Source organism: Micromonospora sp. NPDC048947 (genome assembly GCF_040649495.1).
Lineage (GTDB): Bacteria > Actinomycetota > Actinomycetes > Mycobacteriales > Micromonosporaceae > Micromonospora > Micromonospora alfalfae.
In genome coordinates this window covers 391,620-413,335 of record NZ_JBEZFO010000003.1, presented here as the reverse complement: position 1 = coordinate 413,335, position 21,716 = coordinate 391,620, and the positions used below count along the sequence as shown (strand labels likewise).

General features: G+C 72.3%; 19 protein-coding genes. 6 read left to right on the top strand and 13 right to left on the bottom strand.

Annotated elements, in window-relative coordinates:
- Positions 1–15: 15 nt before the first annotated feature.
- Entirely contained in the window at positions 16–309 is a 294-nt protein-coding gene (locus tag AB0B98_RS07285) for an antibiotic biosynthesis monooxygenase family protein (RefSeq protein WP_210785904.1), read from the top strand.
- A gap of 122 nt (positions 310–431) precedes the next feature.
- Here the strand turns inward: AB0B98_RS07285 and AB0B98_RS07280 are convergent, their stop codons facing one another.
- The 4 genes from AB0B98_RS07280 to uvrB all read right to left on the bottom strand — a co-directional run bounded on the left by AB0B98_RS07280 (position 432) and on the right by uvrB (position 4,975).
- On the bottom strand, positions 432–1,289 hold the full coding sequence (locus tag AB0B98_RS07280; protein WP_357289355.1) for a helix-turn-helix transcriptional regulator: 858 nt from the start codon (positions 1,287–1,289) through the stop codon (positions 432–434).
- Between the two features lie 196 nt (positions 1,290–1,485).
- On the bottom strand, positions 1,486–1,854 hold the full coding sequence (locus tag AB0B98_RS07275; RefSeq protein WP_357361377.1) for a VOC family protein: 369 nt from the start codon (positions 1,852–1,854) through the stop codon (positions 1,486–1,488).
- Between the two features lie 120 nt (positions 1,855–1,974).
- Entirely contained in the window at positions 1,975–2,784 is an 810-nt protein-coding gene (locus AB0B98_RS07270; protein ID WP_357361409.1) for a helix-turn-helix domain-containing protein, read from the bottom strand.
- Between the two features lie 82 nt (positions 2,785–2,866).
- Entirely contained in the window at positions 2,867–4,975 is a 2,109-nt protein-coding gene (gene uvrB, locus AB0B98_RS07265; protein WP_357361376.1) for an excinuclease ABC subunit UvrB, read from the bottom strand.
- Positions 4,976–5,181: 206 nt separating this feature from the next.
- On the opposite strand from uvrB, the gene AB0B98_RS07260 reads away from it, so the two are divergent.
- Positions 5,182–7,119 (top strand): hypothetical protein, encoded by a 1,938-nt coding sequence (locus AB0B98_RS07260; protein ID WP_357361375.1) that lies wholly within the window; start codon positions 5,182–5,184, stop codon positions 7,117–7,119.
- Positions 7,120–7,123: 4 nt separating this feature from the next.
- Here AB0B98_RS07260 and coaE read toward each other — a convergent pair whose 3' ends face one another.
- The gene (gene coaE / locus AB0B98_RS07255; RefSeq protein ID WP_357361374.1) at positions 7,124–8,305 is read right to left on the bottom strand and encodes a dephospho-CoA kinase; all 1,182 of its coding nucleotides are present in this window, start codon (positions 8,303–8,305) and stop codon (positions 7,124–7,126) included.
- A gap of 571 nt (positions 8,306–8,876) precedes the next feature.
- On the opposite strand from coaE, the gene AB0B98_RS07250 reads away from it, so the two are divergent.
- Complete coding sequence (locus tag AB0B98_RS07250) at positions 8,877–9,659, top strand: 3-hydroxybutyrate dehydrogenase (protein WP_357361373.1); 783 nt, start codon at positions 8,877–8,879, stop codon at positions 9,657–9,659.
- A 14-nt stretch (positions 9,660–9,673) separates the two neighbouring features.
- Positions 9,674–11,593 carry a helix-turn-helix domain-containing protein gene (locus AB0B98_RS07245; protein WP_238669204.1) on the top strand — a complete coding sequence of 640 codons (1,920 nt, stop codon included), beginning with the start codon at positions 9,674–9,676 and terminating at the stop codon, positions 11,591–11,593.
- A gap of 139 nt (positions 11,594–11,732) precedes the next feature.
- Here AB0B98_RS07245 and AB0B98_RS07240 read toward each other — a convergent pair whose 3' ends face one another.
- The 3 genes from AB0B98_RS07240 to AB0B98_RS07230 all read right to left on the bottom strand — a co-directional run bounded on the left by AB0B98_RS07240 (position 11,733) and on the right by AB0B98_RS07230 (position 14,677).
- Positions 11,733–12,341 (bottom strand): TetR/AcrR family transcriptional regulator, encoded by a 609-nt coding sequence (locus AB0B98_RS07240; RefSeq protein ID WP_238669203.1) that lies wholly within the window; start codon positions 12,339–12,341, stop codon positions 11,733–11,735.
- An 11-nt stretch (positions 12,342–12,352) separates the two neighbouring features.
- Entirely contained in the window at positions 12,353–13,921 is a 1,569-nt protein-coding gene (locus tag AB0B98_RS07235; protein ID WP_357361408.1) for an MFS transporter, read from the bottom strand.
- An 84-nt stretch (positions 13,922–14,005) separates the two neighbouring features.
- Complete coding sequence (locus AB0B98_RS07230) at positions 14,006–14,677, bottom strand: transcriptional regulator (protein ID WP_357361372.1); 672 nt, start codon at positions 14,675–14,677, stop codon at positions 14,006–14,008.
- A 356-nt stretch (positions 14,678–15,033) separates the two neighbouring features.
- Here AB0B98_RS07230 and AB0B98_RS07225 point away from each other — a divergent pair, with 356 nt between their 5' ends.
- Positions 15,034–15,891 carry an SPFH domain-containing protein gene (locus tag AB0B98_RS07225; protein WP_357361371.1) on the top strand — a complete coding sequence of 286 codons (858 nt, stop codon included), beginning with the start codon at positions 15,034–15,036 and terminating at the stop codon, positions 15,889–15,891.
- A gap of 142 nt (positions 15,892–16,033) precedes the next feature.
- Here the strand turns inward: AB0B98_RS07225 and AB0B98_RS07220 are convergent, their stop codons facing one another.
- Positions 16,034–17,410 (bottom strand): permease prefix domain 1-containing protein, encoded by a 1,377-nt coding sequence (locus AB0B98_RS07220; RefSeq protein WP_357361370.1) that lies wholly within the window; start codon positions 17,408–17,410, stop codon positions 16,034–16,036.
- Positions 17,407–17,772, bottom strand: a complete 366-nt coding sequence (locus AB0B98_RS07215; RefSeq protein ID WP_357361369.1) for a helix-turn-helix transcriptional regulator — start codon at positions 17,770–17,772, stop codon at positions 17,407–17,409. The genes AB0B98_RS07220 and AB0B98_RS07215 overlap by 4 nt, the downstream gene beginning before the upstream one ends.
- 152 nt (positions 17,773–17,924) lie before the next feature.
- Between AB0B98_RS07215 and AB0B98_RS07210 the strand changes: the two genes are divergently transcribed.
- On the top strand, positions 17,925–18,212 hold the full coding sequence (locus AB0B98_RS07210) for a hypothetical protein (protein WP_030488337.1): 288 nt from the start codon (positions 17,925–17,927) through the stop codon (positions 18,210–18,212).
- 95 nt (positions 18,213–18,307) lie between these two features.
- Here the strand turns inward: AB0B98_RS07210 and AB0B98_RS07205 are convergent, their stop codons facing one another.
- From AB0B98_RS07205 to AB0B98_RS07195, 3 genes are all read right to left on the bottom strand, one after another.
- Entirely contained in the window at positions 18,308–19,471 is a 1,164-nt protein-coding gene (locus tag AB0B98_RS07205; protein ID WP_357361368.1) for an alcohol dehydrogenase catalytic domain-containing protein, read from the bottom strand.
- Positions 19,468–20,922, bottom strand: a complete 1,455-nt coding sequence (locus AB0B98_RS07200) for an aldehyde dehydrogenase family protein (RefSeq protein ID WP_357361367.1) — start codon at positions 20,920–20,922, stop codon at positions 19,468–19,470. The genes AB0B98_RS07205 and AB0B98_RS07200 overlap by 4 nt, the downstream gene beginning before the upstream one ends.
- Before the next feature lie 81 nt (positions 20,923–21,003).
- Positions 21,004–21,660: a TetR/AcrR family transcriptional regulator C-terminal domain-containing protein gene (locus AB0B98_RS07195; RefSeq protein ID WP_357361366.1), complete on the bottom strand. Its 657-nt coding sequence runs from the start codon at positions 21,658–21,660 to the stop codon at positions 21,004–21,006.
- Positions 21,661–21,716 lie beyond the last annotated feature (56 nt).

Below are 21,716 nucleotides of genomic sequence, written 5' to 3'. Positions count from 1 at the left end.
GGGAGGCTGTCCGACATGGTGCTTGAGGTCGCGCTGATCGACGTACTACCCGGACACGAGGACGCGTTCGCCGCCGCGTACGCCGAGGGTCACCCGGTGCTCGCCGGGGCGACCGGCTGCCGGTCGGTGCGGATGACCCGAGGAATCGAGTCGCCGACCCGCTTCGTGCTGCTGGTGGAATGGGACTCGGTCGAGGCGCACGAGAAGAACTTCCGGGCCACCGAACGGTTCGACAAGTGGCGGGCGCTGATCGGGCCGCACTTCGCGGGGCCGCCCGTTGTCGAACACTTCCTCGACGTACCGGCCTGAGCCGAGCTGTCGTACCCCACGGTTATCGTGCCGGACGCACGCGCCGGCCGCCGGTCCCGACGGGCTCGGGGGCGCCGGGCCCGGTGGCCGCGCGGCGCGTCACCGTCGGCACCCCTCAACCGTTACTCGCCGACGCGGCGGGCCAGCACGGTGACCGTCTCCTCCGGTGACAGCGCCGCGGCCAGCAGCGCCGCCGTCATCCGCTCGTAGCGGTCCACGTCGAGCACGGTGGCCAACCGGACGTCGGTGGTCAGCGCCTCGAGCATGACGGTGCGCGGGTCCGCCGGGTCGGGAAAGGCGTAGCAGGAATACGGCGTGAGCGGATGCAGCCCGCCACCGGCCGCCCCGCGTGGCAACAGCCGCACCGTGACGTGGGACAGCCCGGTCACCGCGACCAGATGACGCAGCTGTTCACGCCAGACCGCCACCGGCAGGTCACCCGGGTCGCAGACGGCCTCGGCGAGCACGGCCGTGTAGCGCGGCGGGTAGGCCCGCCGAAGCACCTCCTGCCGCAGTGCCCGTGCGCGCACCTCGGCCTCCACATCGACCTCCGGCGTGAGCTGGGCGCCGGCCGCGACCAACACCCGGGCGTACGCGGGCGTCTGGAGCAGCCCCGGCACCACCGACGGCTGGTACTCGACGATGTCGGCGGCACCCGCCTCCAACTCGGCGTAGGTGCGCTGCCGTTCGCTCATCTCGCCCAGCGTCTTCCACCAGCCTCGGCTGGTCGCCGCGTCCCGGGCGATGACGATCAGCGCCTCCCGGGCGGGCGTGGGCACCTTGTAGACATCCAGCAGGTCGAGCACGTCGGCGAGGTCCGGGCGACTCTGACCCAGCTCGATGCGCGACAGCTTCGACGTCGAGGCCCAGCCCAGCCGGTCGCAGACCTGCTCCAGGGTCAGCGACTCGCGCCGACGGAGTTGGCGCAGCTCTGCGCCGAGACGTGCACGTCGAATGACAGGACTTGTTGGCAGCGGCATCCCGGCCTCCCCACCGAGGGAGACTACGCAGGACGATCACCCAGTGCAATAGCTCGCTCGCACACCGCAATCAGGGCATTCGCCGCCGCAGGCCGGCCGGGCCAGCCCGAGCACACTATTTCCGCAGGTCAATGCGGTCCAGAGCCGCTGAGGCTGATCCCGGCGGGCCACCCGTCCCGGGTCGGCGTGGCCGGGCTCAGGGTCGGTAGGTGCCGAAGGACCAGACGTTGCCGGCCAGATCGCGGGCTGCGTAGTCCCGGGAGCCGTAGTCGGTGTCGAACGGCTCGCGGATGATCTCGGCGCCGGCGGCGCGGGCCTGGGCGCAGTGGGCGTCGACGTCCGGCACCGCCACGTAGACCGACCAGTCGTCGTCGGCCGGCCGGGGCCGGGCGTCGGCCCGCCCACCGAGCATGATCATGCCGGTGTCGAGGACCAGCTCGGCGTGCGCGACGGTACCGTCCGGCGCCTCGTGCACGGCATGCACCCGGAAGCCGAAGGCGGCACCGAGCCAGTCGATCGCGGCGCGCGGATCGGGATAGCGGAAGATCGGATAGATGGTTCGCATGACCCATTCTGTGCGCGGCGGCGCGGATCCGGATTGGACGAATGTGACCTCGGCGGGTCACCGACCCGGCTCCGGCCGGCTCGGCGGGTCAACGACCCGGCTCCGGCCGGCCGGCCGTCGTCAGCGGCCGGCGAGCAGCGCGGCCGGCGTGGCCCCCGCGAACTCGTGGAAGTCCCGGATCAGGTGGGACTGGTCGTAGTAGCCGCAGCCCGCAGCCACGGCGGCCCAGTCGACTCCCCGCCCGGCCCCGCCGGCCTGGCTCGACGCGGCGTGGGCCTGCTGAAAACGCAGCAGCCGGGCCGCCATCTTGGGCGGCAGCCCGACCTCCCGCCGGAACCGGGACGCGAGGTGCCGGCGGCTCCAGCCCAACTCGTCGGCGAGCACACCGACGCTCCCCCGCCCACCGCTGGCGGTCAGCCACCGCCACGCCCAGTCGAGCCGTGGGTCCACCGGCGGGGACGCCGCCAGCCGGGCGGCGAGCACCCGGTCGAGCAGGTCGAACCGTTCCGGCCAGCCGGGGGCCTCGGCGAGCCGGCCGCGCAGCCGATCCAGCCAACGGCCCGGGAGCTGCCCGACGCCGACGGCCCGATTGGTCAGCTCACTCAGGGGCAGACCGAGGAGCCGGCGGGCGGTCAGCGGGGCGAGCACCAACTCGACGCCCTCCCCCACACCCACGGTGCGCGTGGTGCACCAACTGTCGAAGGTGCCGGCCACGAACGAGTCGACGGCGGTGACGCCACGCTGCGCGCTGCGCGGATCGGTCACGTCCAGCGGAGCGCCCCAGCCCAGGATCAGCACCACGAAGACGCCCGCCGACTCCCGGCGGACCAGTGGCACGTCCGCCCGTTCCCGATAGCCCACGTACCTGTCGACGAACGGACGCAGGCTGGCGTCGGGCAGCCCGAGGACCATTTCGCCGATCGGCGCCACCGCCGTCAACAGTGCCCGCCCTTCGCGTGCCCCGGTCGGCCGGGCCCGAGCGGTGCGCTGGGCGGGGCCGACCGGGTGGCCGTCACTTCACGCCGGCGGCGTCCATGCCGCGCAGCTCCTTCTTCAGGTCGGAGACCTCGTCGCGGATCCGGGCCGCCAACTCGAACTGGAGCTCGCGGGCGGCGGCCAACATCTGGTCGTTGAGCTCCTGGATGAGCTGGGCGAGGTCGGCGCGGGCCATCCCCTCCCGTGAGGTGGTGGTCGCGGCGGACCGGCTCCGGCTGCGGGTCTCCTTGACCGGCGCCTTGCCTCGGGAAAGCTGACGCACCGCGCCGCCGACCCGGGAGTTCTCGGTGTCCTCCGCCTCGCGGTAGATGTCGTCGAGGATGTCGTGGATCTTCTTACGCAGCGGCTCCGGGCTGATGCCGTTCGCCTCGTTGTGCGCGATCTGCTTGGCCCGACGCCGATCGGTCTCGTCGATCGCCGCCGCCATCGACGGGGTTATCTTGTCGGCGTACATGTGCACCTGACCGGAGACGTTACGGGCGGCCCGCCCGATGGTCTGGATCAGCGACCGGCCGCTGCGCAGGAAGCCCTCCTTGTCGGCGTCGAGGATCGCCACCAGCGACACCTCGGGCAGGTCCAGACCTTCCCGGAGCAGGTTGATGCCGACGAGCACGTCGTAGTCGCCCTTGCGCAGCTCACGCAGCAGCTCCACCCGGCGCAACGTGTCGACCTCCGAGTGCAGGTAGCGCACCCGGATGCCGTTCTCCAGGAGGTAGTCGGACAGGTCCTCGGCCATCTTCTTGGTCAGTGTGGTGACCAGTACCCGCTCGTCCCGGTCGGTCCGCAGCTTGATCTCGTGCATCAGGTCGTCGATCTGACCCTTGGTCGGCTTGATCACGACCTCCGGGTCGACCAGCCCGGTGGGGCGGATCACCTGCTCGACGAACTCGCCCTGAGCCTGGTCCATCTCCCACGTGCCGGGGGTCGCGGAGAGGTAGACCATCTGGCCGACCCGCTCCAGGAACTCGTCGAAGCGCAGCGGCCGGTTGTCGGCCGCGCTGGGCAGCCGGAAGCCGTGGTCGATGAGCATCCGCTTGCGGGACGCGTCGCCCTCGTACATGCCGCCGATCTGCGGGATGGTCACGTGCGACTCGTCGACCACAGTGAGGAAGTCGTCGGGGAAGTAGTCGAGCAGGGCGTGCGGCGGGCTGCCGGGCAGCCGCCCGTCCATGTGCATCGAGTAGTTCTCGATGCCGGAGCAGAAGCCCACCTGCCGCATCATCTCGATGTCGTAGGTGGTGCGCATCCGCAGCCGCTGCGCCTCCAGCAGCTTGCCCTGCCGCTCCAGCTCGGCGAGACGCTCGGCCAGCTCCACCTCGATGTCACGGATCGCCCGTTCCATCCGCTCCGGACCGGCCGCGTAGTGGGTGGCCGGGAAGATCACCAGCTGGTCGACCTCGCGGACCACGTCACCGGTCAACGGGTTGAGGTAGTAGAGCTTCTCCACCTCGTCACCGAACAGCTCGATCCGGATCGCCAGCTCCTCGTACGCCGGGATGATCTCCAGCGTGTCGCCGCGGACCCGGAAGGTGCCCCGCTGGAAGGCCATGTCGTTGCGGGTGTACTGGATGTCGACCAGCCGGCGCAGCAACTGGTCGCGGTCGAGCTCCTGCCCGACCTGCATCTTCACCGCCCGGTTGAGGTACTCCTCCGGGGTGCCCAGGCCGTAGATGGCCGAGACGGTGGCCACCACGATCACGTCGCGGCGGGTGAGCAGCGACATCGTCGCCGAGTGCCGCAGCCGCTCCACCTCCTCGTTGATCGAGGAGTCCTTCTCGATGTACGTGTCGGTCTGCGGGATGTACGCCTCGGGCTGGTAGTAGTCGTAGTACGAGACGAAGTATTCGACGGCGTTGTGCGGCAGCAGCTCGCTGAACTCCTTGGCCAACTGCGCGCAGAGCGTCTTGTTCGGGGCGAGCACCAGGGTGGGGCGTTGCAGCCGCTCGATCAGCCACGCGGTGGTGGCGCTCTTGCCGGTGCCGGTCGCGCCGAGCAGCACCGTGTTGCGGTCGCCGCGTCGCACCCGACGCTCAAGCTCATCGATGGCCGCCGGTTGGTCGCCGGCCGGCTGAAAGTCACTGACGACCTGGAAGCGGCTGTCCAGCCGGGGAATGTCGAGCGCCATGCCGTCAACGGTACGCCGGAGGTCCGACAGGAACGGCCGTCACGCCAGGTACGTGATCGGCTTCAATATTCCCATTGTGTGCCCCATGTCACCGGGACTACCCTCTTCATGTAGGCCGCTCGCGGCGGCCGACCGGGCCGGTGGCCAGGCCAACATCACGGCCGGTCGCCCCCGGCACTGCGGTCGCAGCACCCGGCTCGTCCGGCGTGCGCACCCGTGTGGTCGCGCTCGAGGCGCAGACCGGCCGCCGCGAGCGCCCCTGCTCGTCACCCCGGTGCCTCCCCGCCCGTTTCATCTCCGTGGACACCTCTCCGACCCCGGCGCCCGACGCCGCCCGCACCGCGACGCCCCGACCGGAGGCCGGCAGCCCCGGCAGTGGCCCGGCCAACGGCAGCGGGCGGCACCGCACCGGCTCGGCCGTTGGCGCCTCGGCGTCCGGCCGAACCAACGACATCAAGAACACGTCCAAGGCCGGCCGAACCAACGACACCAAGAACACGTCCACGGCCGGCCGAACCAACGACACCGGGAACACGTCCACAGCCGGCCGGTCCGCCGGCGGCGCGCGGCGAGCCACCGCCGGCCGCAAGACCGCCGAAACGCGGCGGGCCGCCGCCGAGCGAAGCCTCGCGGAGAACCGCGACACCACAGGACGCGACGACACCCCGGACACCGTCGACACCATCGACACCGCCGGGCCGCCCAGGGCCGGCCGTCGTCGACGTACGGTGCTGCTGTTGCTCGGTCTGACGGCGGTGACGTCCGCGACGGCGCTGGTGCTCGGGCTGTTGAGCTGGGCGCCCGACCCGCCCGAGCCGGCCCGGCCGCTGACAGTGACGGAAGGCGAGCGGCTGGCCGCCGTGCGGGTCACCAACCTGCGGGACCTGCGCGCCGGCGTACGGGTCACGGCCGGCACCGACGCCGCCCGAATCGAACTGGTGGGCTGGGTGGACTGGTCCCGGTCACTGCTCTACCTCGACGTGGGCGGGCCGGGAGCGGGCGCCGAGCGCGGGCTGTTGCAGAAGAGCGGTCCGGTGCTGGTGATCCGGCCCGATCCGGCGGCGGTGCCGACTCCCGCCTCCCCACCACTGATGCCCCCGGCGGACCGGTGGCGGCTGCACCGACTGGCACCCGGGGCGCACCTGGCACCGGTGCTCGACCTGCTCCTCGATCTTGCCGCCGACCGGCCGGACACCACGACCCGGACGGCGCCGTCCGACGCGGCGCGCTGGATCGCCCGGGAGACAGTGCCGGCCGGCCCACTGGACGTCATACAGGCACCACTGCCCACCGGCGCGCCGGCCGCCAGCACGGCCATCGGCACACCCAGCGCCGCGACGCCCGCCCCGGACGGGCAGACCCGGTACTGGCTCGATCAGGACGCCCGGCTGCACAAGCTGGTGACCCGGCTGCCCGGCGCGGGTCCGGTCACGATGATCTTCAACCGCGCGGACCGGCCGACACTACGGCCGGTGGACGCGCTCGGCGGCCGCCCCGGTCTCCCCCGCGCGCTGACCGACGCCGAGCAACGTCGGCTCGACCGGCTGCCGGCCCGGCTCCGCGCCCACGGCGGTGCCACAGTGACGCTGACCGCGCCGGTGGGCACGGACACGAACCTGCGGGGCGCCGGCTGGTTGAGCTGGACGGCGGGCACCGCGTACCTCGCGGTCGCCGACCTGGGCGTACCGGATCGCCGGACCCTGCTGCGCCGCGACGCCGCCGGTCTGGCCCGGGCGGACCTGCCGGCGGCCGATGCCGGTGGCGGCACCGCGGAGGCGCCGGCCCGGCCGCCGCTGCCGCCCCCGGCCGGGGGATGGCGGGTCTCCCGGTCCGCCCGAGACGACCTGAGTGTGCTGGTCGACGCCGCAATCGCCGCCGGGTCGGTCGGACAGCGCGGCGCGGCCGTGCGGGTACGCGAGGACGTTGCCGCCGGACGCGCCGTGGACGTCATCGAGTCGGGTCCGGCCGACGCGCGGCTGCGTTACTGGCTCGACCGGGACGGGTCTCTGCGCCGGCTCGAGTTGCGGACCGACGGCGGCGCGTGGGCACACCTGGATCTCTGGCCCGCCGTCGTGCCCCGACTGGCTGCCAACCCTCGGCCGCCCTCCCCTCGGTCTCCGACCCCTCGGCCGGGTGCCCGCTGATGCCTCAGGGGTGCCAGCCGGTCTGCGCGGCCCACTGCTCGGCCCGCAGGTACTCCTCGTCGAACCACGGGTTGCGGGCCGTGCCGGAATCGCCGGCCTCCGGTGCCGCGTCGACCAGATCCCGCTTGAGCAGCAGGTACGTGGCCCGCTGATCCGGATCGGCACGCAGGTGATCACGCATCAGCAACGCGTACCGCCAACCTGGTGAATCGGCCACCCGCACGTGCAGACGAACCGGGCGGGCCGGGTCCGCACTGCCGTGCAGCCGCTTCTCCCACCGGCCCCGGCCGGCCGGGCGCGGGTCGTCCCACCAGTGCCCCGGCACCCGCGGAAACCCGGCGCTCGCCAGCCGATCGGCCAACGGCCCGTCGGCGTCGGCGAGGCTGGCGACCGCCACCTGCACGTCGATGACGTTCTGGGCGGCCAGGCCGGGCACCGCCGTCGAACCAATGTGATCGATCCGGAGGGCATCCGAGCCGAGCGCGTGCTGGATCCGGGCGGCCAGCCGCGCGTACTGCTGCGGCCAGCTCGCGTCTGCCCCGGCCCGCTCGGCCGCGTCCGGCGGGACCACCCGCCGCTGGCGCAGGTTGTCCTCGTAGGGCACCAGCCGCTGCTGCCAGAGCCTGTCGACGGCGTCGTGCAGCGCCGTCAGGCTCCCGTCGTTGGTCAGCACCACGTCCGCGGCCGCCCGGCGGCGGGCGTCGTCGGCCTGCGCGGCGATCCTCCGCTCGGCCTCCGCACGACCCATCCCCCGGTCGCGCGCCAGCCGCTCCAGTCGGATCGACACGGCCGTCTGCACCACGACCACCAGGTGGTACGTCGGCGCGAGACCCACCTCGACCAGCAGCGGTACGTCGTTGACGACTATCGCTTCGGGTGCCGCCGCGGCGGTCAGCTCCGCTGTGCGGGCCCGGACCCGGGGGTGGGTGATCGCCTCCAGCCGACGGCGGGCGGCCTCGTCGGCGAACACTACAGCTCCCAGTGCGGCACGGTCCAGTGCCCCGTTGGCGTCCACCACCGCGTCGGAGAAGGCGGCGACGATCTCGGCCAGCCCGTCCGTCCCCGGTGCCACCACCTCCCGGGCCACCCGGTCGGCGTCGATCAGCACCGCGCCCCGCTCGACGAGCCGCGCGGCCACCGCGCTCTTGCCTGACCCGATCCCGCCGGTCAACCCCACCTTCAGCACCCGAACAGTCAACCGGATCGACAAGCCCGCCGCCAAACCCATCTCCGGCCTGGCGACCTCCCAACCACCTCCGCCCCGCTCGCGTCCCGGTGTCCCGGTGCCCCGCGCCCCGCGCCCCGCGCCCCGCGCCCCGCGCCCCGCGCCCCGCGCCCCGCGCCCCGCGCCCCGCGCCAAGATCGTGCTCGAACCAGGATGTAGTGGCCACGAAACACCGGGAAGCCACTACAACCAGGATGTTGCGCGATCTTGCCGCGCAAGGCACGGCGCGGCGGGATGCAAGCGGGGGCGAGTGCGGGCGGGAGCCCGGGGGCGGGTGCCGGCGGCAGCCCGGGAGCCGATGCGGGCGACAGCCCGGGAGCGAGAGCGGGCGGCAGCCGGGAGCGGACGGCAGCCCGGGAGCCGGTGCGGACGGCAGCCCGGGGGCGGGAGCGGGCGGCGGCGGGGCGAGCGGGAAGACGCCCGGTGGGGTGGGAGCGGGCGGCAGGGGCGGGTGGGGCCACACAGCTTTGGTACGGAGTATGTGTCGCTGGCCCATGTGCCGGGGGGCACACAGCTCGTAACTTCTTGCGCCATGACGGCAGAACCCGTGGTGGTCCCCCACGTCGTACAGGTCGACCTTTCCGGTCGGACCGCCCTGGTGACCGGGGGCGGCGGCGGCATCGGGCGGGCGTGTGCCCTGCGGCTGGGCGCGGCCGGCGCCAAGGTGCTCGTGGTGGACCAGAACCTGGAGGCGGCCAAGGCGGTGGCCGCCGAGGCCGGTGGGCGGGCCGAGGGTGTGGACCTGTCCGACGTCGCGGCGGTGGATTCGCTCGACGTGGACGTGGACATCGTGGTGAACAACGCCGGGCTCCAGCACGTAGCACCGTTGCAGGACTTTCCCGTTGAGCGTTTCGAGTACATCCAGCGGGTGATGGTGGAGGCGCCGTTCCTGCTGATCCGCCGGGCGCTGCCGCACATGTACGCCCGGGGCTGGGGGCGGATCGTCAACATCTCGTCGGTGCACGGGTTGCGTGCCTCGCCGTACAAGGCGGCGTACGTCTCGGCCAAGCACGCCCTGGAGGGGCTGTCGAAGGTGGTCGCGTTGGAGGGCGCCGCGCACGGTGTCACCGCCAACTGCATCAACCCGGCGTACGTGCGTACCGCGCTGGTGGAGAGCCAGATCGCCGACCAGGCGGCCAGTCACGGTATCGACGAGGCCGAGGTGATCGAGAAGATCATGCTGGCCCGGGCCGCGATCAAGCGGTTGATCGAGCCGGAGGAGGTGGCCGAGCTGCTGGCGTACCTCTGCTCGCCGCCGGCGGCGTTCATCACCGGGGCGTCGATAGCCCTCGACGGGGGCTGGACGGCCAACTAGTGGGGCTGAGCACAATGTCGACCATGTCTTCGCCGGTGGAGTTCCTTGAGTTGCTCGCCCGAGAGGCAGCGGCGGTCGAGTTCGAGGGACCGCTGGTGGCCGCGCGGGCCGCCGGGCTGCCACCGGACCGGCTGGCCGAGCTGGAGCAGGCCAAGTCGGTGGCGTTGCGGGTCCGCGCGCTGCTGGAGCGTCGCCGCCGCCGGGAGAGCGAGCTGTCCGGCCTGTACGACACCGTCAGCGACCTGGCCGGGCTGCGCGATCTGGACGACGTGTTGCGGGCGATCGTGCACCGGGCCCGTCATCTGCTCGGCGCTGACGTGGCGTACATGACGCTCAACGACGACGAACGTGGCGACACCTACATGCGGGTGACCGACGGGTCGGTGTCGGCCCGTTTCCAGCGGCTGCGCCTGCCGATGGGCGCTGGTCTCGGTGGCCTGGTGGCCCAGTCCGGCGCCCCGTACGTCACCGCCAACTACGGCGAGGACGCCCGCTTCCACCACACCGGCGAGATCGACGCCGGGGTGGGCGAGGAGGGTCTGGTGGCGATCCTGGGGGTGCCGCTGCGGCTCGGTTCGACCTCGATCGGTGTGCTCTACGCGGCCAACCGTTCGGCGCGACCGTTCGTCCGGGAGGAGGTGGCGCTGCTGGTGTCGCTGGCCGCGCACGCCGCGGTGGCGATCGACACCGCCCGGCTGCTGACCGAGACCCGTTCGGCGTTGGCCGAGTTGTCGGCGGCGAACACCACCATCCGGGCGCACAGCAGCTCGGTGGAGCGGGCTGCGGCGGCACACGACCGGATGACAGCGCTGGTGCTGCGCGGCGGCGGCGTGGAGGACGTGGCGGCTGCGGTGACCGAGGTGTTGGGCGGCGCGCTGCTGGCGCTGGACGCCGAGGGCCGCCTGCTGGCCCGGGTGGGTGAGATCGAGGAGCCGGACCGCGCGGACATCGTCGAGGCGGTGGCCGCGTCGCGGACCGAGGGGCGCAGCGTACGCCGGGGTCCCCTCTGGTACGCGGCGGTGGTGGCGGGCGCGGAGAACCTGGGCGCTCTGGTGCTCCGCCCGGACGACGAGTTGGTCGACGCCGACCAGCGCATCCTGGAGCGGGCGGCGTTGGTGACCGCGCTGCTGCTGCTGTTCCGCCGGACTGTCGCTGAGGCGGAGGGGCGGGTGCGTGGCGAGTTGCTGGACGACCTGATCGCCCGCCCGCTGCGTGACACCGACGCGCTGCGCAGTCGGGCCCGTCGGCTCGGGGTGGACCTGGACGCGCCGCACGTGCTGGTGGCGGTGGGCGACGACGCGATCGCCGCTACCGGCTCGGCTCGGCAGCGGGTGCTCTCCTGGGCCACCACGTACGCCTCGGCGCGCGGCGGGCTGGCCGCGGCGCGCGACGGCCGGGTGGTGCTGATGCTGCCGGGGTTGGACGCGGGCGGCAGCGCCCGCGCGGTGGCCCGGGACCTGTCCCGGGTGACCGGTCGACCGGTGACCGCCGGGGCGAGTGGCCCGTCGGACACGCCGGGGGCGCTGGCCGGGACGTTCCAGGAGGCGGACCGGTGCCTGACGGCGCTGGGTGCGTTGGGCCGCGCCGGGCAGGGCGCGAGCACAGTGGAGTTGGGCTTCGTCGGGTTGTTGCTGGGCACTGTCGGTGACCGGGGTGAGAAGGACGTGACCGAGTTTCTCGGCGCGACAGTCGGGCCGGTGCTCGACTACGACGCCCGGCGCGGCACGGCTCTGGTGAAGACGCTGGAGGCGTACTTCGGGGTGGGCGGCAGCCTGGCCCGGGCCGCCGAGCAACTGCATGTGCACGTCAACACTGTGACGCAGCGGTTGGAGCGGGTCGGGCAGTTGCTCGGCGTCGACTGGCAGCGGCCCGAGCGGGCGTTGGAGGTGCAGCTCGCGCTGCGCCTGCACCGACTGCGCACGCCGGCCGGCTGACCGGGGCCGGCCGGCGGCACGAACGCCGCCGGCCGACACCGGCGGGTACGAACCCCGCCGGCCGAGCCCCCCGGACCGGCACAGGAGCCGCTGACCGAGTGCCAGCCAGGCACTGACGCCGCCGCCCGAGCGCTCGGCGTCAGCGGGCCCGGATGCCCTCCAGCACGGCGTCGACGACCCGTTCGGGCAGGGCCTGCTCGTCCAGGTCCGGGTTCCACTGGAGCACCCGCTGGATCAGCATCGGCCCGGTGAGCAGCGCCATTGTCACCTCGACGTCGATGTCGGCGCGCAGCACCCCTTCGTCGATGCCGCGCCGCAGCACCTCGCGCATCAGCTGCCGCCGAGGCGAGATGATGTTCTGGTAGAGCTGGAACTGGTCGGCGCTGCGGTTCACCGCGGGCGCCAGGCAGGGCATGATCTTGGCCGCTCGCGGGTCGACGTTCTTGCCGATCGCGCCGACCAGGAGCACCAGGTCGTCGCGGACGGAGTGGCCCGCCGGCTGGGCCAGGACGCCCTTGAGGCGGCGCAACGCGTCCAGCAGCAACGCGTCCTTGCCCGCCCAGCGGCGGTAGATGGTGGCCTTGCCGACCCCGGCGCGGGTGGCGATCGCCTCGATCGAGAGCGCCTCGATGGTGCTGCCCTCGGCGAGCAGGTCGAGGGTGGCCTCGATGATCGCCTCGTCGGCGCGGATGCTCCGCGGTCGACCGGGCGACCGCGGAGCATCAGCAGTGGACGTCATGTCCGTCATTCTCCCCGAACCTATGCCGTACCGGCCAGCTCAGGCTCGGCGACCGGCGCCGCCGGGGCGACGCTGGTCTCCTCCTTGCCCGGCATCCAGCGCAGCACCACGATGATCCCGAGTGCGGCGATCACCGCGGAGAGCCCGGCCGCCCAGTGCATGGCGGTGACGAAGGCGTCGTTGGCCGCCGAGATCAGCCCTGGCGCCGCCGGGCCGAGCTGACCCGCCGCCGCGTACGCACCGGAGATCGACTCGTTGGCCGCGTCCTGGGCCTGCGTGGGCAGACCGGTCAGCGCGTCACCGATGTCGCTGCGGTAGACAGCGGAGAGCACCGAGCCGAGGACTGCCACGCCGAGCGCGCCGGCCACCTGGCGGATGGTGTTGCTGACCGCGGAGCCCACTCCGGCCTTCTCCCGGGGCAGCGCCGACATGATCGACTCGGTGGCCGGAGGCATGATGTTGGCCATCCCGGCGCCCTGGATGAGGAAGACGAGCAGCACGATCCAGATCGGGGTGGAAGCGCCGATGAAGACGAACGCGCCGAGTGACACCACTGTCAGCGCCAACCCGACGGTGGCGACGGCCTTACCGCCGTAGCGACGGACCATCGCGGCGCTGCGCGGCGCGAAGACCAGTTGGGCGCCGGCGAAGGGCAGGAAGAGCAGACCGGTCTGCAACGGGCTGTAGTCGCGCACGAGTTGCAGGTAGAACGAGCCGAAGAACATCGAGCCCATCGCGGCGAAGAAGACCAGGCCGACGATGGCGACCGGCGCGGCGAACCGGGGCACCTTGAACAGTCGGACGTCCAGCGACGGGTGGTCGCTGCGCCGCTCGTGCTGGACGAACCACGCCAGCACCGCGATGCCGACCAGGATCGAGCCCCAGGCCAGCGGGCGGCCGAAGCCGTGCTCGCCGCCGTCGATGATGCCGTACGAGAGGGCGACCAGGCCGACCACGGAGAGCAGCACGCCGAGCACGTCGATCCGGCCGGGCCGCGGGTCACGCGACTCGGGGACCAGCAGCGCCACCAGAACCACCCCGGCGACGACAACCGGCACGTTGATCAGGAAGACCGAGCCCCACCAGAAGTGCTCCAGCAGCGCGCCGCCGAGGATCGGGCCGATCGCCACGGCGAGACCGACAGCGCCGGCCCAGACTCCGATGGCCCGACCACGCTCGCGCGGGTCGAAGACGTTGGAGATGATCGACAAGGTAACCGGCATGATGGCCGCGCCGCCGACCCCCATCAGGGCGCGGGCCGCGATGAGCTGTCCGGGGCTCTGGGCGTACGCGGAGAGCAGCGACGCCAGGCCGAACAGCACCAGACCGATCATCAGGAAGCGCTTGCGGCCGGCGCGGTCACCGAGCACCCCGAAGGTGAACAGCAGCCCGGCGAAGACGAGCGTGTAGGAGTTGATGGACCACTCCAGCTCGCCCTGGCTGGCGCCGAGACCGTGCACCGGGTCGGCCAGGGTGCGCAGGGCGACGTTGAGGATCGTGTTGTCGAGGACGACCACGAGGAGGCTGATCACCAGCACCCCCAGGATCGCCCACCGCCTCGGGTGTCCGGTGTTGTTGTGCAGCTCCATGCCTGGCTTTCCCCCCACGCTGATCACCCGCGACGAAATACGATACGGGTCAGACTCGTAACGCGGGTCAGCCTACGACGCGTATTAACGATACGGCACCGATCCGTATCGTATGTGGTGGGCATCACGCCCGGACGTGATCGCCAGGCAGGCGTCGACGGCCTCGGTCAACGTGCCGAGACGGACCGCCGGACCGCCGAGCGGCTCGATCCAGCCCGGCCCCGCGCCGTACACCCGAAGGAGCGGAAAGTCCCGGGCGAAGCGCACCAGGCGGTACGCGCGGCCGGTGAGCGGCGTCTGCGACCAGAGCACGACGGTGCGCGGGCGGGCCCGGTGCACCGCGCTGGTGAGCGCGGACCAGGGCAGCGCGGGGCCGAGGTTCAGACAGCCGCGGCCCTGCTCGCGCAGCGCGGCGGCGAGCGCCAGCAGACCCAGGCTGTGCGCCTCCTTCTCCGCGCCGGCCAGCAGCACCCCGCCGGTGGGCAGTGAACGGCCCGGCTCCCGGCGGTACGCGTCCAACCCGACCCGGACGCCCTCGAAGAGGGAATGCTCGATGACGATCTCGGCGGCGGTGCGCCCGGACAGCCGGGCCAGCAGCGGACGGCAGACCTGCTCCCAGAGCGCCGGCACGCCCCACGCCTCGACCAGGTCCAGCACCAGCGTCGCGACGCCGTTGGCGTCCAGGTCCTCGGCCGCCAGCGACACCTGCTTGTGCGCGATCTCCACGGCCTCCGCCGGCATCGGATCGGTCAGCACCAGACGTACCCCCGGGTAGACGTTCTCTACCCGGGGGTTCGCTCGGAGGGCGCGTGGCGGATGCGCCGTCGGGTGAATTTTCAGCGGCGGCGGGCCGCCAGCCGGTGGGCCAGCGCGGGACGCCGCCCCGGATGCCGCGCCGGAACAGCACCACGACGAGGACGAAGATGCCACCGGTCACCGGGCCGATCATCGCGTGGACGAGACCTACGGCGGGCCACCGGATTCGAACCATGTCGATGGGACCCAGTTTCGACCCGCGGTTGACGTGCGTGAACTCCACTCCCCCGCGCCGTCGACTTGACCGGACCCCCTAGGTTGATGATCCACACAGCCCATCGGAAGGTCCCCACCCCATGCCCGTCGGCTTCACCATGGCGATCGTCTTCGCCGTCGCCCTCGCGGTCAGCGCCGTCGTCGCACTCGTCGCCCCCGCACGGTCGTTCAAGCGGATGGCCGCCCTCGCGGCGCTCGGCTTCCTCGCCCTCACGCTTCTGGTCGGCATCGCCTCCAGCGCCCACTCGGTGCCCATCCGCTCGGTCGGCATCGTCACCAGCTTCGGCAAGCCCACCGGCGAGGTGACCGGCTCGGGCCTGAAGTGGGTGGCGCCCTGGCAGAAGGTCGGCGAGTGGGACGCGGGCCGCCAGAAGTACGACCACATCGGCGGCGACAACTGCGTACGAGTGCGAACCGGCACCCTCGCCGACGCCTGCGTCGAGGTGCTCGTCGAATGGCAGGTCAAGCCGGAGAACGCGCCGAAGCAGTTCATGGACTACAAGGGCGACTTCGGCAGCTTCCGGGGTCAGCGGGTCGGTGTGCAGCTCGACAGCGCGGTCAACGACGCCTTCGCCGCGTACAACCCGCTGGAGAAGATCGACGCCAAGACCGGCGACCTCAACGTCGACCTGAAGCCGTTCGCCGCGAACATCAAGACCAGCGCGGAGACCCGCCTCACCACCGACGTGGACATCCTCTCGGTGACCATCACCCGGGTGAACCACGACGACAAGACCGAGGGCAACATCAAGGCGTTCCAGGACAAGCTGGCGCAGACCCGCAACCTGGAGCAGGACCGCAAGAACGCCGAGATCTCCAAGCAGATCACCGAGACCAACGCGACAGTCGACAAGGTGACCCGTTGCCTGGAGATCGCGGAGAAGAACGGCGCGAACCCGGGACTCTGCATCAACCCGGGCATCGTCACCGGTAAGTGACAACGAGCCGGCCCACCCACTACGGGTGGGCCGGTTCGCGCGTCACGGCCCGCCTGGCCGGTGTGCGCCGACATCGGTGCGGCCGGGGCGGCACGCCGAGCAGCGCACCGACCGCCACCGCACGGCGGGTCGATCGCGCCGACTAGGCGAAGCTGAACAGCGGCGGGAACACGAGGACCACGATCCAGGCCCACGCGGCGTACACCGGCAGGTAACCGGTCTGCCACCGTTCCAGCGCCGCGAACGGGGTGCGCCGACGGATGAAGGACAGCAGCAGCCACGCCGACCAGGCGAGGTTGACCAGGAGGATCACGTTCTCGCCGAGCGCCGCCGCCCGGTTCGGCGTACCGCCGTACTCGTCGGTGATGCGCCCGGTGATCTCCAGCAGCACCAGCACGTCGATGGCCAACGCACTGACCACGAGCGCGAGTTGGAGTTTGTCGAACGGGCCGGGCAGGGCCAGCGGGTCACGGGCCGAGAGTGAGTAGAGCAGCAGCCCCAGCACCACGACCAGCAGGAGGTCGAAGAGGAGCAGCGCCTCCCGCTCGACGTCGATGCCGTGGCTGGTCCAGACGACAGCGACCAGGAAGGCGAGCAGGGCGGCAGTGAAGAGCGGTGTGAACAGCCTGGTGAGGACCGGCGCGATGTTCTCGACGACACTCTGCTTGGCCTCGACGAGCCACCCGGCCACCACTACCGCGGCCGCGGCGCCACCGGGCAGCAGCCACTGCGAGATGAACGCCTCCGGGACGATCCCGATGGCAGCGAAGGTGTTGAACAGGAACGCGGCGAGCACACCGCCGCCGAGGGCCATCAGCACCAGGTAGATGAACCACTCGCCGGTGAACCGGATGAAGTCCATGCGTCGACGGGAGGAGCGCCAGTCGTCGGCGACATAGGCCAGGCCGACCACCAACCACAGGGCGATGGGCAGATGGATGCTGGTGACGACCACTGACTGCGAGTCGTCCGCCAGGGGGTAGGCGTTGGCCGCCACGGCGCCGAGGACGAAGAGCGCCGCCAGTGCCGCGATCACCGTCCGTCGGGCTCCCCGACGCCAGGCCAGGTACGCCGCCAGCCAGGGCAGCGCGAACAGTGTGAAGTTGCGCGCGTAGAACGAGCCGTCGTCGGCGAAGCTCAGCCCGAACAACGCCGGCACCTTCACGGACACCACGGCACCCGCCGCACAGCCGAGCATGACCCACAGGTCCCGGCGGGAGCGAGCGCCGCCGACCGGGCTGCCGGAGTCGCCGGTCAGCACCAACTGCTTCCACAACCGTTCGGAATGTTCCCGGGCGAACTCGCGGGAGAGGTCGTCGAGGCTGCCCATCCGTTTCACGGCGACCAGGAACGCCTCGTCCGGGCTCAGGCCGGCGGCGACGAGTTCGTCGACGGAACCACGAAGGTGGTCTTCCAGCTCGTCGGCGTCCACAGGTTGCATCTCCCGGCGACGCAGCACGTACTGACGCCACTGCTCGAACTGCGCTTCCAATCCCTGCGGCCCCTCGTGCGCCGTCATGCGAGGCCCTCCAACGGGCGCACCGTCTGCGGCGCGCGGTCGTGCCAGATCTCCTTGAGCGCGCCCACCACTGTGTCCCACTGCCGGCGCTGCTCGGCCAGCTCGGCCAGGCCCCGGTCGGTGATGCGGTAGTACTTGCGCTTCCGCTCACCGGCGACCGCGTGCCAGCTCGACTCCAGGTGACCGAGGCGCTCAAGCCGGTGCAGCAACGGGTAGAGCAGCCCTTCGGTCCAGTCCAGCTCACCCCCGGACAGCTCGTTGATCCGCCTGAGGATGGCGTAGCCGTAGCTCTCGCCCTCGGCCAGGATGCCGAGCACCATCGGCGTCGCCGAGGCGGCGACCAGATCCTTGGCGACCTTCACGGAACCTCCCACCCCTAAACCTAGAAGTACGATGCATAGTACCGCTAGGTATGACTCCCGGCGCAACGGCCGGGAGCGAGACGCCGGCCGAATCGCCGTCACGGGCAACTGTGGTGCCGCGATCGGGCAATTCCGGGTTAGCCTTGGCGCATATGGCTACCTTTCGCAGCGCCTCAGTGCTCCTTTCCTCAGACGGCACCAGGACCCCCGGCACCGCCGCGCTCTTCGCCGAGCCGGCCCGTAGAGGCGGAATTCCGCCGTGGGCGGGCGACTTCCGGCCCGCCAACAGCGCCGGCAACGGCCCCAAGAACGCGGTAGGAAAGACCTTCACCCTGGAGTTGCCGGACGGCAGCACCGGCAAGGTAGTGGTGCAGGGTCTCAAGAGCGGCAAGGGCGGCGTCGTGCTGGCGCTGATGGGCGAGGACGCCCCACCCTTCTGACCAGTCGCCCGGCTCTCGTCGCCCGGGTGCCCAGGGTTGACCCTTCCCGGGTCGGCCCGGGGCACCCGACGCTGCGAGCACGGCTGTGACCAGCGTCAGTCCAGGGTGACCACCCAGCGGGCGCCCTCGCCCCGGGCCAACCGGTCGAACGCCGCCGGCGCCTCGTCCAACGGAACCGTCCCGCTGACCAGCACACCCAGATCCAGTGCGCCGTCGGCCAGCTCGGCGGCCAGCACCGGCACCTCCCGGTCCGGATCGGACGAGCCGTACACCGAGGAGCGCAGCGTGCGCGCGGAGTGGAAGATGTCCAGCGCGCCGAGGCTGACCATGTCGTCCTTCGCGCCCATGCCGACCACCGTCACCGCTCCCCCGCGCCGGGTCAGCCGCCAGGCGGCGCGGATGGTGGCGGCCCGACCGACGCACTCGAAGGCGTGGTCGACGCCCCGGCTCTCGGTGCGCGCCCGCACCTCCTTGGAGAGCCGGTCGTCGGAGAGCAGGAAGTCGGTCGCCCCGGCGGCAAGCGCCAGGTCCCGTTTCGCCTCGGCGACGTCGATGGCCAGGATCGTCGTGGCACCGGCCCGGCGGGCCGCGCTGAGCACGGCGAGCCCGACCCCACCGAGCCCGACGACAGCCACCGACTCGCCGGGTGCCACCCGCGCGGTGTTCCGGACCGCGCCGACGCCGGTGAGCACCGCGCAGCCGAGCAGGGCGGCCTGCTCGGGCGGCAGCCCGGCGGGGATCGGGATGACGGCACGCTCGGGCACCACCACCGCCTCGGCGAGCGCACCGAGGCCGAGGGTCAGGTGCAGCGGGACCCCGTCGTCGGTCTCGCCGCGCGGCACTGTCGGTGCCGTGGTGTCGGCGCAGAGCCACGGCTCGCCGCGCCGGCACCACCAGCAGGCCCGGCAGGCCGGTGCCCAGTTGAGCACCACCGGGGTGCCGACAGTCAGCTGACTGCCCGGCCCGACCTCGGCCACCACGCCGGTCGCCTCGTGCCCGAGCACCAGCGGGAACCTCGCGGCGAGGGTGCCGTTGACCATGGACAGGTCGGAGTGGCAGACACCGGCCGCCCTGATCCTCACCCGCACCTCGCCGGGGCCGGGCGCGGGCAGGCGTACCCGCTCGACCCGCAGTTCGGCGCCGGGCCCGCGCGCGACCAGCGCGCGAACAATGACCGGCTCGGTGCTACCGCCACCCGGCGCGGCCGGGGACAGCTCGGGGCGGCCCGGCGCGGCCGGGGACAGCTCGGGGTCGGTCATCGCTGGATCGCCTTCAGCTCGCAGAACTCGGCCAGCCCGTGTACGCCCAACTCCCGACCCAGGCCGGACTGCTTGTAACCGCCGAACGGGGCGAGCGGGTTGAACGGGGCGCCGTTGATGTCGACGGCGCCGGTACGCAGTCGCCGGGCAACCGCGAGCGCCGCGTCGGTGTCGGCGGACCAGACCGCGCCCGCCAGCCCGTATTTCGAGTTGTTGGCGATGGCGACCGCCTCGTCGGTGTCGGCGAACGGGATGACGGCGAGCACCGGGCCGAAGACCTCCTGCTGGGCGAGCGCGCTGTCGGGGTGCACATCGGCGAAGACGGTCGGGGCGACGAAGTGCCCCCGGGTCGGCACCGGGGCCTCAGGCCCGCCCGCGACCAGCCGGGCGCCGTCGGCGAGGGCCCTGTCGATGTGACCACGCACCCGCTCGGCCTGGGCGGCGGAGACCAGCGGGCCGAGCCGGGTCGCCGGGTCGAACGGGTCGCCGAGTCGGTAGCCGGCCACCGCCGTGGCGATCAGGTGCAGGGCTTCGTCGTATCGATCGTTGTGCACAAGCATCCGGGTCCAGGCGGTACAGGTCTGCCCGGAGTTGAGTAGGGCGTTGCCGACGCCCACCTTGACGGCGGTGGCCAGGTCGGCGTCGGGGAGGATCACGTTGGCGGACTTGCCGCCCAACTCCAGCGCGACCCGGGCAATCCGGTCGGCGGCGAGCCGCATGATCCGCGCGCCGGTGGCGGTGGAGCCGGTGAAGGAGACCAGGTCGACGTCGGGGTGCCCGGCGAGCGCCTCGCCGACCACCGGCCCGGTGCCGGGGACCAGGTTGAGCACGCCCGGCGGCAGGCCGGCTTCGGTGATCGCGTCGAAGAGCAGGTACGCGGTCAACGGGGTCAGCTCGCTGGGTTTGAGCACCACCGTGCAGCCGGCGGCCAGGGCGGGTGCGAGCTTCGCCATCACCTGGTGCAGTGGGTAGTTCCACGGCGTGATCGCGCCGACCACGCCGATCGGCTCGCGGACGACGAGGGAGTTGCCGATGCTCTCCTCGACCGGCGCGCGGGCGGCGAGCGCGATGTGGTCGCGCAGCACTGTCAGTGGCAGCCCGACCTGCACCCGGGTGGCGAGTTTGAGCGGCGAGCCCAGCTCCACGGCGATGGTGCGGGCGAGGTCGTCGGCGCGAGCGGTGAGCGCCGCGTGCAGCCGGTCGAGGTGGGCGGAGCGCTCGGCGGGGGTCGCGGCCGACCAGCCGGGAAACGCGGTCCGGGCCGCGGCGACGGCGCGATCCACGTCGGCCGGGGTGCCGGCCGGCACCTGCCCGATCAGCTCCCCGGTGCTCGGGTTCTCCACGTCGATGAGACCGGTGTCGGCGGGCGGCGTCCACTCCCCGCCGACGTGCAGGTGGCGCCGCAGGCGCAGGGGGTCGGGCAACAGCGACGGCGGGGCGGCGAGGTCCATGTCGTCCCTTCGAGGGTGGGCGATGGGCGATGGCGACGGGGGTCGCGACGGGCGATGAAACTAGCGCTGGGAGTTTGGACGCTACCCGTTGGACCCTGCGGACTCCACCGTCTCGACGGTGTGGGCGTACTCGGCGGCCAGACCGTGCAGCAGGGCGTCCAGGCCGAGGGCGAAAGCGCCCTCGTCCACGCTCTGCTGGTGTTCGGCGAGCCGGTGGGCCTGGCGCAGGTGTGGGTAGTGCGCCGCGTACAGCTCCGGGTCCTCGACGAAACCCCTGGCGAACGAGCCGAGCGCCGATCCGGCCACGAAGTACCGCAGCGCCGCGCCGATGTGGGTGGCGCGGGCCGGCGGCCAACCGGCCCGGACCAGACCGCCGTAGACCGCGTCGGCCATGGCCAGGGCGGCCGGTCGACGACCCGGCCCCTGCGCCAGGTACGGCACGATGTTCGGATGCGCGGTGAGCGCCCGACGGTACGACCAGGCCCAGTCCCGCAGCGCGGCGAGCCAGTCCCGGCTGGCGAAGCCGCTGGTGTCGACAGCACCGGTGACCGTGTCGGCGACCGCGTCGAGGATCTCGTCCTTGGTGGCGAAGTGGTTGTAGAGCGAGGGACCCTGCACGCCGAGCGCGGCGGCGAGTCGGCGGGTGGAGAGCGCGCCGAGCCCGTCGGCGTCGATCAGCGCGAGCGCCGTCTCGACGATCCGGTCGCGGGTGAGCAGAGGCCGTCGAGGTCGGGGCACGTCGGAACTCCTCGGTCTGCGGTGTCCCTCCCCGTGGGAACCACCTGTTCACGCAC

What these genes read in the sequence shown, in the direction of transcription:
- AB0B98_RS07250 (WP_357361373.1), top strand. Translation starts at nt 8,877, where the DNA reads ATGACGGCAGAACCCGTGGTGGTCCCCCACGTCGTACAGGTCGACCTT.
- AB0B98_RS07240 (WP_238669203.1), bottom strand. Translation starts at nt 12,341, where the DNA reads ATGACGGACATGACGTCCACTGCTGATGCTCCGCGGTCGCCCGGTCGA.
- AB0B98_RS07225 (WP_357361371.1), top strand. Translation starts at nt 15,034, where the DNA reads ATGCCCGTCGGCTTCACCATGGCGATCGTCTTCGCCGTCGCCCTCGCG.
- AB0B98_RS07235 (WP_357361408.1), bottom strand. Translation starts at nt 13,921, where the DNA reads ATGGAGCTGCACAACAACACCGGACACCCGAGGCGGTGGGCGATCCTG.
- AB0B98_RS07280 (WP_357289355.1), bottom strand. Translation starts at nt 1,289, where the DNA reads ATGCCGCTGCCAACAAGTCCTGTCATTCGACGTGCACGTCTCGGCGCA.
- AB0B98_RS07245 (WP_238669204.1), top strand. Translation starts at nt 9,674, where the DNA reads ATGTCGACCATGTCTTCGCCGGTGGAGTTCCTTGAGTTGCTCGCCCGA.
- AB0B98_RS07200 (WP_357361367.1), bottom strand. Translation starts at nt 20,922, where the DNA reads ATGGACCTCGCCGCCCCGCCGTCGCTGTTGCCCGACCCCCTGCGCCTG.
- AB0B98_RS07205 (WP_357361368.1), bottom strand. Translation starts at nt 19,471, where the DNA reads ATGACCGACCCCGAGCTGTCCCCGGCCGCGCCGGGCCGCCCCGAGCTG.
- AB0B98_RS07285 (WP_210785904.1), top strand. Translation starts at nt 16, where the DNA reads ATGGTGCTTGAGGTCGCGCTGATCGACGTACTACCCGGACACGAGGAC.
- uvrB (WP_357361376.1), bottom strand. Translation starts at nt 4,975, where the DNA reads ATGGCGCTCGACATTCCCCGGCTGGACAGCCGCTTCCAGGTCGTCAGT.
- AB0B98_RS07275 (WP_357361377.1), bottom strand. Translation starts at nt 1,854, where the DNA reads ATGCGAACCATCTATCCGATCTTCCGCTATCCCGATCCGCGCGCCGCG.
- AB0B98_RS07210 (WP_030488337.1), top strand. Translation starts at nt 17,925, where the DNA reads ATGGCTACCTTTCGCAGCGCCTCAGTGCTCCTTTCCTCAGACGGCACC.
- AB0B98_RS07220 (WP_357361370.1), bottom strand. Translation starts at nt 17,410, where the DNA reads ATGACGGCGCACGAGGGGCCGCAGGGATTGGAAGCGCAGTTCGAGCAG.